Source organism: Alteribacillus bidgolensis (genome assembly GCF_002886255.1).
Lineage (GTDB): Bacteria > Bacillota > Bacilli > Bacillales > Marinococcaceae > Alteribacillus > Alteribacillus bidgolensis.
The window spans coordinates 1325905-1340860 of record NZ_KZ614149.1 but is presented as its reverse complement, the minus strand read 5'-3'; the positions used below and the strand labels follow the sequence as shown (position 1 = coordinate 1340860).

Here is a 14956-nt window from a genome sequence, read left to right as displayed (position 1 = left end):
ACATCGAAGGGAGACTCTTAATATGGCTCAAGAAGTTGTAATGCCTAAATTAGGAATGGCGATGAAAGAAGGAACCGTCTCACAATGGAATAAAAGAAATGGAGATCCTGTTGCAAAAGGGGAAATGATCGCAAGTATTAATTCTGAAAAAATAGAAACGGAAGTTGAATCTCCGGCAGACGGGTTCCTACTAGAAATAATTGTACAAGAAGATCAAAGCGTACCTCCTGGAACAGCGATATGCTATATTGGCAATAAAAATGAAGAAGTCAAGGGAGATAAGAAAGAACCAACGGATTTAAATGTAAATAAAGAAGAAATAGTAGAGAATGGAGAGTCGGCTGCTCCAGTAGAAGAATCTCCAATCCGTTCACAAAGAAAACAAAATAACCATCCAGTTAAAGCTTCTCCTGTGGCACGAAAAATGGCTGAACAGGCAGGAATTGACGTGAGAAATTTACAGGGTACGGGTCCCAAAGGAAGAGTTACAAAGGCAGATGTAGAGAAAGCCATTGAAAATAAACCTTCCACAGAACTGGTAACAGAAAATGCTGAAATATCAGATAAAGAGCAACAACAGAAGATACCCGTCACAGGTATGAGAAAAGTAATTGCGGACCGAATGCAAGATAGTTTATCAAATAGTGCTCAGTTGACGCTATCGATGAAAGCAGATGTAAGCGATCTTATAAGCCTCCGTAATCAATTGACAGAGGTGACTCAAAAAAGATATGAAACAAAATGTTCTATAACCGATTTCATTGCTCGGGCTGTAGTACTTTCTCTTAGGCAGCATAAGCAAATGAACAGTTCTCTGATTGATGATCACATTCATGTCTATGATCACATTCATCTTGGCATGGCGGTCGCTTTGGATAATGGACTGGTAGTGCCGGTGATCCTTCATGCTGAAAACATGCCTTTGATTGAGCTATCTAAGAACATCAAATCTGTTGCCAAAGAAGCACGCCAGGGAGAATTAAGTAGTGACAAAATGAAAGGTTCCACCTTTACTATTACAAATCTTGGAGCTTATGGAGTAGGGCATTTCACCCCTATATTGAATTCACCTGAAACGGGCATTCTTGGAGTTGGTGCAACGGAGGATATTCCTGTGTTTATTGGGGACGAATTGCAAAGAAGAACCATCATTCCTCTAAGTCTTACTTTTGATCACCGAGTGTTGGACGGAGCACCGGCAGCAGAATTCCTTCGTACCATAAAAGAGCACTTGGAAGAACCTACTACGATTCTTTTATAGAAAGAAGGTGAAGTCGATGACCATTGCAATCATTGGCGGTGGTCCTGCTGGTTATGTGGCGGCGATTATAGCCGCCCAGCAGGAAGAAGAAGTTATTCTTATTGAAGAAAAAGATTTAGGGGGTACTTGCTTAAATGAGGGATGTATGCCTACAAAATCGCTATTACAAAGTGCTGAAACGTTTGAAAAAGTAAAAAAAGCGGAGCAATTTGGTATCAGTGTACCACTAGAGCAGATCAACATTAATTGGACCAATGTTCTAAGTCATAAGAAAGCGGTTGTTAATCAGCTTGTACAAGGAATTGGCTATTTGATGAAAAAAAATAAGATCCGAGTATTACAAGGAAAGGCATCATTTGTAACGGAAGACAGCATAGCAGTAGAGCATCAAGGGAAAGAACAAGTGATCGAGGCTGATCGAATCATTATATCAACCGGTTCAGAACCTGTTAGTTTACCATTTGCTCCTTTTGATGGTGATTGGGTCTTACACAGTGGACAAGCCATGTCTCTACGAGAGATTCCTTCTTCCTTATTGATTGTGGGAGGAGGTGTGATAGGCTGTGAATTTGCAAGCATATATAGTCGTATGGGTACCAAGGTAACAATGGTAGAGATGGCCGATCAACTTCTTCCAGGGGAAGATCAAGATGTGGCTGCTATACTTCAACAAGAATTAGAGAACTCCAATGTTTCCGTCTATACATCGGCATCCTTACAACAAATTACAAAAGAGAATAAGACCGCCGTAGTTGGATACAACGGCAAAATTCACGAACTGAGCGCAGATTATCTATTAGTGTCGGTTGGCAGAAAGGCGAGAATAGAAGGGTTGGGCCTTGAAAATATAGGTGTACAAGTCTCCAAACAAGGAATAACGGTTAATCAGCATATGCAGACAAACTTACCCCATGTATACGCATGTGGTGATGTTATTGGCGGTATCCAGCTGGCCCATGTCGCATTTCACGAAGGAACGATTGCTGCAACACATGCTTGTGGAGAAGATGCAACAGCAAATTATCGTGCTGTTCCGAGATGTATCTATACAGCTCCTGAAATTGCCAGTGTTGGAATGACAGAAGAACAAGCAAGGTTAAAATACGGAAATATTCGAACTGGTGAGTTCTCTCTTGCAGCTAATGGGAAAGCACTTATTTCAAAGGAACAAATAGGTAAAGTCAAAATAATCGTAGAGACGGAATTTAACGAGATTGTAGGAATATCGATAATCGGCCCTCATGCAACGGAATTAATTGGACAAGGAACAACCCTTTTACACTTGGAAACAACAGTGGATTTGATGGAGGATTTTATAGCAGCCCATCCTACATTATCTGAAGCGATCCATGAAGGACTTTTAAACACGGTTGGTCATGCTGTGCATGCTTAGTGCAAGCGTAAAGATTAAGGGGGTCGTATGATGAAAGGTAATGGACAAGTTGCCCTTATAACAGGTGCTGCAAGGGGTATAGGTAGAGGAATTGCATTGAGATTAGCCAAAGATGGGTTTGATGTGGTGGTAAATGATATAGATTCGGAAGCAATTCATCTTGTTGCTGAGGAAATCCAAGCTTTAGGAAGACGATCAAAGGCCATTGTGGCTGACGTCAGCAGCGGAAAAGAAGTGGATGAAATGGTCGATCAGGCTGTAGATCAATTCGGGACTCTGGATGTTATGGTACCCAACGCCGGTATTGCTCAAGTAAAACAAGCAATAGAGATAACAGAAGAAGATTGGGATAAAGTGTTTTCAGTAAATTCCAAAGGAGTCTTTTTATGTGCACGAGCAGCTGCCCGTCAAATGATCAAGCAAAAAAACGGAAAAATTGTTAATTGCGCCAGTATAGCTGGACATGATGGCTTTAGCCTATTGTCTCATTACAGTGCAGCAAAATTTGCTGTTGTTGGTTTCACACAAGCTTTGGCTAAAGAATTAGGACCATATGGTATTACGGTCAATGCCTATTGTCCGGGAATTGTGGGAACGGATATGTGGGAGCTGATTGATGAGAAAATGGGGGAATATTTGGGACTAGTTAAAGGTGAAGCACTGAAAAAATACTCGGAACTTATCTCATTAGGTAGAGTGGAAACCCCTGAAGATGTAGCTTCCCTGGTTTCTTACCTGGCATCTAGTGATGCGGACTATATGACAGGACAGTCTATTAATATATGTGGTGGAATCGTAATGAATTAAAAATAAATAGCAGTTTTAGATTTTCAATAAAAATAAATTACCAAAAAAATAAGTTAAAAAGGTTTAAGGAATTACTAGAAAATAAAGGAAACTTTAAAAATTACGATTCACCAGGCATTTAAAAGATAATGTGTCGTGTTGAAAGGAGAATAGGTATGGAAAATACATTAAATATAAATCCCCGAGTTCTTGAATTTTTGAAAGGCCATAAAAAGCTTTTAATCAATGGACAATGGGTTGAATCCACTTCAGAGAAAACATTTGAAACACTTGATCCATCAAATAAAAAAGTCTTAGCTGTTGTAAACCAAGCGGGCCGTGAAGATGTGGATAAAGCTGTAAGAGCTGCTCGAAAAGCGTTTGAAGAAGGCCCGTGGAAAAGAATGAGCGCTTCTGAACGAGGAAGGCTTATATACAAGTTAGCAGATTTAATGGAAGAACGACAGGAAGAACTAGCCCAATTAGAAACACTCGATAATGGTAAACCAATTCGTGAATCACAACATGCCGATGTACCTCTAGCTATAGATCATTTTCGTTATTATGCAGGATGGGCAACCAAAATTGTAGGTCAAACCATACCTGTTTCGGGGGAATTTTTGAACTATACTCGGCATGAACCAATTGGTGTAGTTGGGCAAATCATTCCGTGGAACTTTCCCTTGCTTATGTCCGCTTGGAAATTAGGTGCTGCACTGGCAACAGGATGTACTACGGTCTTAAAACCGGCACCGCAAACTCCCCTTTCAGCTCTTTATTTAGGGGAATTAGCCTTGGAAGCAGGTTTTCCTGAAGGTGTGATCAATATCATCCCAGGTGATGGTCCAGTTACGGGAGCGGCTCTAGTCGAACATCCAGACGTGGATAAAGTTGCTTTCACCGGCTCTACACCAGTAGGAAAGAATATTATGCGTCAATGTGCTGGAACATTGAAAAAAATTTCTCTGGAGCTCGGCGGGAAATCACCGAACATTATTTTGCCGGATGCTGACATGAAACAAGCATTACCAGGTGCTTTAACAGGGGTCATGTTTAACCAGGGCCAAGTGTGCTGTGCAGGTTCCCGTCTCTTTATTCAAAAAAAATCCTATGACAATGTGGTAGCTGATCTAGCGTCGCTCGCACAGAACATTAGACAAGGTCCAGGTATGGAACAGACAACGGAAATGGGCCCATTAGTATCTCAAACGCAATTTAATACTGTTAGTGAATATATTGAAAATGGAAAAGAAGAAGGGGCTGAACTTGTTTCAGGCGGAGATTATGACCATAACAACGGTTACTTTGTTAAACCTACTATTTTTGCAAATGTAAATGATGATATGACCATCGCAAAACAGGAAATCTTTGGACCTGTTGTGGCAGCTATGCCGTTTGAAAATTTAGATGATGTTATTAATCGAGCAAATGATTCCGATTATGGGTTAGCAGCAGGGTTATGGACTCAAAATCTGAAAAATGCTCACTATGTTGCCAATGAGTTGAAAGCTGGAACGGTATGGGTAAATTGCTATAACACATTTGATGCAGCATCACCTTTTGGAGGATACAAACAAAGCGGTATTGGTAGAGAAATGGGAAGTTATGCATTAGAAAATTATACGGAAATAAAAAGTGTATGGATTAATTTAAAATAACAAGGACAGTCATCTGTCCTTGTTTTCAAAATAAGGGTATTTTTGAAATATAGGAAGCGAGTGAGAACAATGTTTCAACAGCTGAGTAATTATCATTTAATTCAAGTTTATAAAAAAGCGTTTATTTAGAGTTAGATACTCACTTTATTGCTTTATTAAAAGAAGAAACAAAAAGAAGGAACTCATTATATAAAAGAAGGAACTTATTATATAGGTGTAGTGATAAGAGATAGCAAGTATTCGGTTTAAAAAAAGATATACGGAGTGAAGTGGAATGGGTAACGCAGAAAAAATGTTACGAAAACCTGAATGGTTAAAAGTGAAATTAAACACGAACACCAACTATAGAGGGTTAAAGAAAATGATGCGTGAAAAGAACCTGCATACTGTCTGCGAAGAAGCTAAATGCCCAAATATTCATGAGTGCTGGTCTGTTCGCAAAACAGCTACTTTTATGATATTAGGTGACATATGTACCCGTGCTTGTCGCTTCTGTGCAGTTAAAACAGGTATACCAAATGAACTTGATTGGAGTGAGCCAACACGTGTCGCAGAATCTGTTAAGCAAATGGGTTTAAAACATGTTGTTATAACAGCAGTTGCCCGAGATGACTTAAAAGATGGTGGTGCGGAAGTTTTTGCAGAAACAGTAAGAGCAGTGCGCCGTAAAAATCCTTTTTGTACAATTGAAGTACTCCCCTCTGACATGATGGGAATTAAAGAAAATTTAGAAACGTTGATGAGGCCAAAACCCAATATTCTTAATCATAATATTGAAACAGTAAGGCGTTTGACTCCAACAGTCCGAGCACGGGCAACGTATAATCGTTCGCTTGATTTTCTACGATATGCTAAAGAGCTTCATTTTGATATTCCTACGAAATCTAGTTTAATGGTTGGATTAGGAGAGACTATAGAAGAAATTATCGAATTAATGGATGACTTACGAACGAATAACGTAGATATAATGACTATTGGTCAGTATTTACAGCCAACCAAAAATCACTTAAAGGTAAAAAAATACTATAATCCTAACGAATTTTTGGAACTAAAAAAAATCGCATTGTCTAAAGGTTTTAAGCACTGCGAAGCAGGCCCTTTGGTACGATCTTCCTATCACGCAGATGAACAAGTTAGTGTAGCGAATAGATAGTTTAGTAACATATAAAAGCAGTTTTACTTATTCCTGTTGTAGCTAATTTCTGCTTCATGCTGTATTCATTGCTATCATATATCTTAAAAGCCAAAGGACTACAGCTGGAAAAAGAATTAAATGACCGTGAAATTCGCGTTTTCATTCCGATCGATTTCTCGGTGGTTTCGTTACTTCAGAAAATTATTTAATTATTTGCGCATTGCTCTTTCTTTAGAAAAATGATGAAAAGGATTATAGATACTGAAGGAATATGTCATTTATAAACACGAAAGTAATGAGATGAGTTGATAGCTAAAAAAGTACTGGTACTTCCATTAAAAATAAGAAATACTCTAGCAGTGCATGGGCTCGAGTGTTTCCATTATATATTTTTTAGGTTTACTAGAAGATTAAACAGATGAATCATGAATGTTAAGGTCTTTATAAAACCTGTTGTGAAAAGGGAACACAACAGGTTCTCGCTTGTTTTCCATCCCCGTTCCTTAGGCAGAGTTCTTGCGCTTCTTTCTTCTATCTAAGCCTTGATAAACCTGCTCAAGGACAAGGCAAGTGAGTGTACCGAGAATGAGACCGTTGTTTGCAATCGACATGACGCTGCTCGGCAAATGTGTGAGTGTTTCCCCAGGGACAAATAAGCTTCCAATCCCGATCATGAGAGAAAGTGATATAATGAAAAGCTCTTGTTCAGTCATTTTCAAGGAATAATACTCACGTATTCCGAGGGAGACGAGGCTTGCAATCGTAATAAATATAACTGCATATCCGAGAGGGGTCGGTAAATTGGCAGCAAAGGTTGTAAACGCTGGGAAAAAGCTGATAAAGATAACGATAAGACTTCCGATGATAAAAGGAAGGCGTTCCACCGTTTTCGTGGTCAGCAAAAATCCGGCCGTTGCCGAAATAGGAACGTTACCAACTGCAGCAAAGAGTCCGCTCAACCATTGATTCACGCCGGTAATAATGCTGGCCCGGTTGTAATCGGGGTCTTCTCTTGTCTTAGTTTGCGCTTGAATGACATTTTCTACGACCTTCATGCTTGCGATCATATTCGTTAACAAAAGCATGGCTGTCATGATAGCGGTAAGAATCATGCCGCTCGATAGTTCGGGCGGCCCAAAAGCCAGTGGTTGTGGCAGGGAAAATATCTCTGCCGGCACAGAAGGAGTCTTCGTGAGATGAAGCAAATAGAAGACAATCCAGCCGGTAATTAAACTAATTAAAATAGAGTAACTGCGAACAAATGGAATGCTTGACTTGGACAATAAAATGGTAAATATTAAAATGCCAATAGCCGGCAAAGCGACCCGCGGATCCACTCTGTCTGTAAAATAGCCGATCCCTAAAATCCCTTGAATAAACGAGCCGCTCAATTGGGAAACAAGAAGAATTAAATAGGTGCCGGTTACGAGCGGAGTGAATAATTGTTTGATAGCATCAATCCAACGAAAAAAACCAGCTATAAGAAAAAGCGTACCGCTGATCAGCATACCCGCTTCGAGCTGGCGAAGAGCGCTTTCCCCAGAAAGTCCGCCAGAAGAAACAAGACCGGCGTAGACAATAAAAATGCCCCACCATAATCCAGCAGGACCTTCCATTAAAGGAAGACGGTGGCCAAGAAGTACTTGCAGCAGTCCAGCAACACCTAAAACGAATAGCGTCCGCTGCAGGAAGGATGATATCTCAAGAGAAGACATATCGAATGCCTCTCCAATCACGATTGGAACGACAACCGCCCCCGCTAAGATGAAGGCGGCCCATTGCAAGGAAGACATAATAACCTTCACAAGACTCCCTCCCCCTGTTTTCTATCATACTTGTACAGTTTATCACAAAAAAAATAGAACGTACCTAAAGGAAGTAACAATGGCCCTGGTTGAACTTTAGCAGCCTGGAGAGTCATAAGCTTTTGAATTATTAATTTTATTAGCTATTAATAGCACTTGATCTATATTTGCAAGTATCCGATTTTTTATCAGAGGATGCTGAACCCGATAATTTTTTATTTGTATTGTCCTTTACAAAATACACCAATATAGGAACTGAATTAGCTCGTTTTTTTTACATTTTGACTGAACTAGCTAGACAAAAAGATATGTATAAAGAAAAGGTGTATGTACATATAAAGTGTAATGATATTCTTAATAAAATCTTTATAATTGAAAGGAGACAACTTCGTTAAAGATTATGAGAAAACGTCTTTTCCAAAACCGATTTTATAATCTCCCCATCGTACCGAAATACGAAAAACATCCCTTTTAGAAACGGAAAGCGTTTGAGAAGTGATCAATTCCATACCAAACAAATCCACGGATCTTCCTCCCTAACAACATTTATATATATGATGGAAGACCGCTATATATCATTCTTTGATTTTTCCATGTAAGAAGCCGAATTCGGCCCATGCGGAAGGCTATCAGACCGCAGCGAGTGAACCTCATGCCCATGCCGAGGGGAACCATACAACTGCTAGTGCACAGGATGCTCATAGTGAAGGACAGTTTACAACAGCCGATAATACAGCTGCACACGCAGAAGGGATATCTAATACCGCAAGTGGCGAGGCTTCCCATGTGGAAGGCAGAGAAACACAAGCATTTGGGGAAAACTCCCACACCGAAGGGCAAAATACGACAACGGGCGATGAACTCGATCCATCCCAAGGTCTGAATGCTCATGCGGAAGGGGAAGGAAACACGGCCACTGGAAGAGCTTCTCATGCTGAAGGAAGAAACACCACAACTGTTGCTGGTGCTACAGCCGCCCATGCGGAAGGACAGAATACAACCGCAAGTGACGATTATTCCATTTTATGTCATTTTCCTTCGGGAAGTCGGGGCGGATTTTTCGGAATTTGGGTTGGCTTATGGATTATTTACACTAAGCTCTGCTCTTGTTCACCGCTGGATCGGGAAAATTTCCGATGCCAGCGGGAGAAAATATATTCTCTTGATCAGTGCGTGGGGAACTTCCGTTATCTTTTTGCTGTTCCCTGTTGTCTTTGAAATATGGCAGGTTTACGTTCTTCAAATGATTTTAGGCGTATTTGGAGCGATGCAGAAAACAAGTGAAAAAGCACTGGTCGTAGACTTTACAGAAGGAAGGCAGAGAGGAGAAAAAATAGGCTCCTATCATTTCTGGGTCTCCATCTTTTCTGGATTTGCCGTTATCGCCGGCGGCTTTTTCATTGATCTTTTTACCGTCGATATTATTTTTTACATCGGTTCCATTATTCTGTTTATAAGTGGTGGATTGATTTTGAAAATTGAGGAGCGGCGTATATAGAAAATATAATCTAAACGATTTATAAATTCAGCAGTAAAAGAATATGTTTGAATACTAAGTACGATACTTATTGATGGAAGCTGCGGCAAGCCGAGTTTTACTAATTCGTGGGACTGTATTTTCGTCCAACCATAAATATAAGCGGTGTCCCTATGATTGTAGGTAAAAACCAAAACAATAGGACAGGAAATTCATTTAACAAAGGAATTCTATGTACATTGACTACTAGAGTGGCAGTGACGATACCTATATATGAACCTAACATCCCTCCAATATGAGAAGACAGCCAGTTCTTCCACTTCTTTTTACCTGCTGCATAACCAAGTAAAGCAAGCCCGTAGGAAAACAAAGCTATGTAGAAGAGATACTGGCTTTTTTCCCAATGTAGAATAGACATAACAACAGCAGTCCCAAAGACAATGATGTAACAGCCATGATATATTTCACCGGCTCTTGAATGCCTTCCTTTTCCCTTTTTGGAGACCATCGCATAATAAGCCGCTTATTAAACATATGCTGCCCGTAAGAATATGGATACTTAATAACAGGTTAAACATGCTATATCACCTCAAAAGTTGCAGGTAAAAAGGATTATTTAAAGATTAGTTTAACTGATATTTTTGGAAAAGCAATAAACTTATCTATATCACAAAGAAAAGATTCTTGGTCATAAAGAAATAAATCCATAAGGAAACGAAATTTTTTCCTTTTTTTTTGGCCCCGGAAGCTTTATAAAAAACTTGTTCTCTCTAGTTATCATAAAGGCGCAAAGGTGGAAGAAAGGGAAGCCCATATATACTGATCTCATTTGTATATATGGGTTTTGTTTTATATTTTGGAATGTCTAATTTTGTTAAAGGATCAAAATATAAGCGAAGCTACGGCTTCTGCAAATTTGGGCATGGCGGAAAGCCAATTGTTTCTAATACGTTAAGAAAGTTTTGCTTAAGGAAGATACATGGATGAAAGGGACAGCAAAATTAATAGATAACCTTTTTGAAACATACATACTTTGCTTAAGGAAACATATCTTTAATTAAAGAAGAATCGTTACGATTTGTAAGTGCTGGGAGGAACGAAAGTATGTTTCGTGGGTTCCATACGTATGTCACTGATTTTACTGGTATTTTAGTGATCGGCATTGTTATCTATTTTATTTATATGACTGATTGGTTGGGACAGAACTGGCTGCATTCTCTTCCAGAATCTTTTCAACAATTAAATACTATATTTTTAAGTATTTTAATAGAAGCCATTCCCTTCGTTTTAATAGGTGTGCTGATTGCCGGTTTTATCCAGATTTTTATTACAGAAGAACATATTGAGCGCTGGATTCCAAAAAACAAAATGTCAGCTGTTACAATGAGTTGTGTTGTTGGAGCCTTTTTTCCTGCTTGTGAATGTGGGATTGTGCCCATTGTAAGAAGACTTGTGACAAAAGGGGTGCCGATTTATGCAGGAGTTGGCTTTCTACTAACAGGCCCGTTAATTAATCCTATCGTTATTTTATCTACGTATATGGCATTTGGAAATGATGCGAAAATGGCGGGATTACGAATGGGGATAGGTTTTTTGGCAGCATTAATTATCGCTTTTATTGTGAGTATTTTCTATAAATCTACTCAACTAAAACATCCGCGGGATACAGCAGCTGAATCTAGCCCTAAGTATAAAACAACTCTTTTTCAAAGACTAGCAGACATGCTGAAACATTCCATCGATGAATTTTTTGATATGGGGAAATTCTTGATTATTGGAGCGTTTGTTGCGGCATTTTTTCAAACCTATGTGTCTTCGTCATCTCTTTTTGTACTTGGAGAAGGTCTTATGGGATCTATGCTTGTCATGATGGGACTAGCTTATTTTTTATCGCTGTGTTCAGAGGCCGATGCATTTATTGGTGCATCGTTTAGATCTTTATTTTCGCCTGCTTCTATATTAGCTTTCCTCGTTTACGGCCCTATGATTGATTTAAAAAATACCATTATGCTGCTTAGTGTGTTTAAAACAAAGTTTGTCATAACGTTATTATGCTTGATAACTTTTGTTGTATTTATATGTGTTGGTGCCACCAATTTATTATAAGGCAGGAGTTGCCCCATGCGTTTTTATATTCAGCAGTTTATACGAACGATTATGATGGCTGTTTTTGCTGTGTTTTTCTTACGATTGCATGTAACAGGTGAATTGGCACGGTATGTAAATCCAAAATATGATGGAATGAGCCAGCTGGCCGCTGTCATTTTTGTTTTTCTCACTTTTATTCAGTTTTCTAGGATATGGAAAAGCAAGAAGGATAATCAGGCACATTGCTCTAAGGAGTGCAGCCATCATCATGGGGATGATCATTCCTTTCTAAAAAAAGTAATAAGTTACGTGATTCTTATATTCCCGCTCCTTACAGGATTTTCACTGCCGCCACAGACCTTGAATTCATCTCTCGCCGAAAACAAAGGAACATTGTTATCTGAAGGACAAAGCCTTGACATTGTGCAAGAATCTGATGATCATCAATATTTCCCCGCAGTAGAAAATACCGATAAGAATCATAATGAAAAACCTCTTCCCAACAATAATTATCTTCAAGAAGAGGCATATCAAAAGAAAATGAAAACGCTGGAAGATGTGCACAGTATTGATATGAATGAAGATATTTTTTCATCTTATTATGAGGTGATTCGTGCAAGTCCTCGTGATTTTGTTGGAAAAAACATAACCTTACAGGGCTTCATCTACAGAGAAGAAGGGCTTCATTCTAACCAGCTCGTTATTTCCAGGTTTCTTATCACGCATTGTATCGCAGACGCCAGCGTCATAGGGTTGTTAACGGAATTTGAACAAGCAAGTTCCTATGAAAAAGACACATGGATGGAAATAGAAGGAACGCTGGATGTAACAACCCATAATGGTGCAGAGTTACCCATTATAAAAGCAAAACGTGGAAGAGTCATAAAAGAACCCTCCAATCCATATATTTATCCTGTGCTTAGAAAAATGACAGACTAAAAATATTCATTTATATATCACATTTACCTTGATAGAGGGCTGTCCAATGGTGACGTATGAAAAGGACAGCCTTACTCTATTTCTTCCTATTTTTCTGTTTGTAAAAACAATGTTGTATTAATAACAGAGGAATCTGCTTCGGTTCGGCTGACTAGTTGAAACCCGCAATTTTGATACATATTTGGCTGTACTGGATCATAAAGCAGTTGATATAAGCCATCGGCGCTGCGAATAGCAGCCATAGCTTTGGGATTGGTATTTTTAATTTGTTGGAGAATATCTTCTTTGTTTGGTACCAGCGAAGCAATCAGTACAAAATCATCTCTGCTATAATCAGCCCTTGCCCCGTCTTCCTGCTCATGTAAAATTCGATTATTATTTTGAAGAGATGTAAGCAGTTGCTGCCCTAACAAATGAGAAAATGGATCTATATCCAAACTCCGTACCTCTGCATTCGACGTTTTTGCCATTATTAGGGCAGATAATGGAAGAGGGCCTGACCCTATCATCGTCATCCGTTTAACTTTTGTGAGTTTATGACTAATTTTCCATTCTTTTTGGACAAGGTTGGTGTAATTGTTCCAGTACATAAAGTGATGTAAATCGTTGATAGATCTTGCAGTTGTTAAGTAGTGCATGGCATAGTATTTCTCCATTTCACTTTCTGCCTGTGCAAGCAAAGACAGCATTGGTTTTCTTATTGCCTTGATATCAGGGTGTTCGATAATTTGATCTGTCATATTTTTATCCACCGGCATGGTTAAGATGAAAACTAATTGTGAAAGAGTCTGATTAATAACCGGATTTTTAGGTGAAAGGTCTGTTTCGTTTTGTAACGTGTGATATGCCTTTTGATATGTATCAAAAATATGTTGTTCGAGTGCTGTCATCGTAGAAATCAATATAAACTCCTCCTTTTTTATTTATTAGGTTGACAAATCGTAATGATTACGATTTAATCATACATAGCTTCCTTTTGTGAACCTAATATATGAAAAAGAGTAAATTTTTACTATTATAATGAAAACATGATAAAAGGGAGGATACCATGAAGCATGAATCACAACAGGAGGGAAGCCACCGTCATTACCTTGCGCTTGCCATCCCGCTGATGCTGGCGACGATATCTACTCCATTGTTGGGAGCTGTAGATACGGCGGTAGTAGGTTATTTAGAAGCTCCTCATTATTTAGGGGGAGTTGCCATTGCTGCTTTAATTTTTAATACGATGTACTGGCTGTTTGGATTTTTACGTGTGAGTACTTCCGGCTTTACTGCCCAAGCAGCCGGCAAGCAAGATGAAAAAGAGATGCTTGTCATGCTGGCAAGGCCATTGCTGCTGGCATCTGCAGCTGGGATAATTTTCATCCTTGCTCAGTACCCGCTTTGGCAAACGGCTGTACATTTCCTGCAGCCGTCTAGTGCTGTACAGGAGGAAGCGGAAGGTTATTTTTCTTACCGCATTTGGGGAGCCCCATTTGCTCTAATACAATATGTCCTTTTAGGTTGGTTGATTGGCCGTTCCCATGTGAATGTGGCTCTCATTCTTCAGCTAGGCTGTAATCTGCTCAATATGGGGCTGGATGTTTTGTTCGTATTTTTCATAGATATGGGAGCATCTGGTATAGGACTTGCTACATTGATAGCTGAAATAACAGGAGTACTCATCGCTGCTGTATACCTTTGGAAAAAAACAGGCTTCACCTTTTCTGTTTTCAGCTGGGCTTCTGTTTGGGAAGCAGGCCCGTTTCTACATATGATTCGTATGAACCGGGATCTATTTATTCGAACGGCTTGTTTAGTAACGGTTTTCGGTGTGTTTACATCGATTGGTACTTCTTTTGGAGAAATAACGTTAGCAGCAAATGCTATATTGCTGCAAGTGCATTTTATTATGGCGTATTTTTTTGATGGATTAGCAAATGCGAGCAGCATTTTAGCAGGAAGGGCGACAGGGAAAAACGACCGATTCTTGTTTTTGCGAACAATGAAGGTTGGAGCGTTTTGGTCCTTTCTTGTAGCCGTTTGCTGGATGCTGTTTATGGTGATAAGCGGCGGATGGTTTGTTGGATTGTTTACTTCTATTGAGGAAGTAGCTCTTACAGCCAGAGATTACAGTGCTTGGATTATTTTGTTTCCAATAACCGCATTCTGGGGCCTTCAGTTGTATGGTTTTTTTACCGGAGCTACAAAAGCTGCTCCAGTACGAAACTCAGTAATTGCAGCTATGGCGTTATTTTTGTTAACGCTTGTACTGTTTTTGCCTGAGTGGGGCAACCACGGATTATGGCTGGCGTTTATCGTTTTTACACTTACGCGGACACTTGTACTTTGGGCTTATGTCCCATCACTAATGCGTTCTGCTTTTATGCAAACAAATGTAAAGCAGCAGAAAATCATGTAGTAAAAAGTAA

12 protein-coding genes and 1 pseudogene are annotated in these 14956 nt (G+C 39.4%); 9 read left to right on the top strand and 4 right to left on the bottom strand.

The features are described from left to right. Nucleotides 1-22: 22 nt before the first annotated feature. From CEF16_RS06825 to lipA, 5 genes are all read left to right on the top strand, one after another. Complete coding sequence (locus CEF16_RS06825) at nucleotides 23-1261, top strand: dihydrolipoamide acetyltransferase family protein (protein ID WP_091582471.1); 1239 nt, start codon at nucleotides 23-25, stop codon at nucleotides 1259-1261. Between the two features lie 16 nt (nucleotides 1262-1277). Further along, on the top strand, nucleotides 1278-2654 hold the full coding sequence (lpdA, locus tag CEF16_RS06820; protein ID WP_091582477.1) for a dihydrolipoyl dehydrogenase: 1377 nt from the start codon (nucleotides 1278-1280) through the stop codon (nucleotides 2652-2654). 27 nt (nucleotides 2655-2681) lie between these two features. After that, the gene (locus CEF16_RS06815) at nucleotides 2682-3461 is read left to right on the top strand and encodes an acetoin reductase (protein WP_245917786.1); all 780 of its coding nucleotides are present in this window, start codon (nucleotides 2682-2684) and stop codon (nucleotides 3459-3461) included. Between the two features lie 155 nt (nucleotides 3462-3616). Continuing rightward, on the top strand, nucleotides 3617-5098 hold the full coding sequence (locus CEF16_RS06810; protein ID WP_091582487.1) for an aldehyde dehydrogenase family protein: 1482 nt from the start codon (nucleotides 3617-3619) through the stop codon (nucleotides 5096-5098). A 274-nt stretch (nucleotides 5099-5372) separates the two neighbouring features. Next, nucleotides 5373-6251 (top strand): lipoyl synthase, encoded by an 879-nt coding sequence (gene lipA / locus CEF16_RS06805; RefSeq protein ID WP_091582492.1) that lies wholly within the window; start codon nucleotides 5373-5375, stop codon nucleotides 6249-6251. A gap of 485 nt (nucleotides 6252-6736) precedes the next feature. On the opposite strand, the gene CEF16_RS06800 is transcribed toward lipA, so the two are convergent. Together CEF16_RS06800 and CEF16_RS24780 are read right to left on the bottom strand one after the other, a co-directional pair. Continuing rightward, on the bottom strand, nucleotides 6737-8038 hold the full coding sequence (locus CEF16_RS06800; RefSeq protein WP_091582496.1) for a purine/pyrimidine permease: 1302 nt from the start codon (nucleotides 8036-8038) through the stop codon (nucleotides 6737-6739). Between the two features lie 398 nt (nucleotides 8039-8436). Next, nucleotides 8437-8562, bottom strand: coding sequence for a hypothetical protein (locus CEF16_RS24780; RefSeq protein ID WP_281259152.1), 126 nt, complete (start codon nucleotides 8560-8562; stop codon nucleotides 8437-8439). Nucleotides 8563-8969: 407 nt separating this feature from the next. Between CEF16_RS24780 and CEF16_RS06790 the strand changes: the two genes are divergently transcribed. After that, a complete protein-coding gene (locus CEF16_RS06790) occupies nucleotides 8970-9536 on the top strand; it encodes an MFS transporter (RefSeq protein WP_245917785.1) in 567 nt (188 codons plus the stop codon). A 100-nt stretch (nucleotides 9537-9636) separates the two neighbouring features. On the opposite strand, the pseudogene CEF16_RS06785 reads toward CEF16_RS06790, so the two are convergent. After that, a pseudogene (locus CEF16_RS06785) lies at nucleotides 9637-10093 on the bottom strand (DUF2306 domain-containing protein). A 526-nt stretch (nucleotides 10094-10619) separates the two neighbouring features. Here CEF16_RS06785 and CEF16_RS06780 point away from each other — a divergent pair. After that, a complete protein-coding gene (locus tag CEF16_RS06780; protein WP_091582504.1) occupies nucleotides 10620-11621 on the top strand; it encodes a permease in 1002 nt (333 codons plus the stop codon). A 15-nt stretch (nucleotides 11622-11636) separates the two neighbouring features. Continuing rightward, the gene (locus CEF16_RS06775; protein WP_091582506.1) at nucleotides 11637-12542 is read left to right on the top strand and encodes a TIGR03943 family putative permease subunit; all 906 of its coding nucleotides are present in this window, start codon (nucleotides 11637-11639) and stop codon (nucleotides 12540-12542) included. Between the two features lie 86 nt (nucleotides 12543-12628). Here the strand turns inward: CEF16_RS06775 and CEF16_RS06770 are convergent, their stop codons facing one another. Continuing rightward, on the bottom strand, nucleotides 12629-13444 hold the full coding sequence (locus CEF16_RS06770) for a nicotianamine synthase family protein (RefSeq protein ID WP_091582508.1): 816 nt from the start codon (nucleotides 13442-13444) through the stop codon (nucleotides 12629-12631). 146 nt (nucleotides 13445-13590) lie between these two features. On the opposite strand from CEF16_RS06770, the gene CEF16_RS06765 reads away from it, so the two are divergent. Then, on the top strand, nucleotides 13591-14946 hold the full coding sequence (locus tag CEF16_RS06765; protein WP_091582510.1) for an MATE family efflux transporter: 1356 nt from the start codon (nucleotides 13591-13593) through the stop codon (nucleotides 14944-14946). Nucleotides 14947-14956 lie beyond the last annotated feature (10 nt).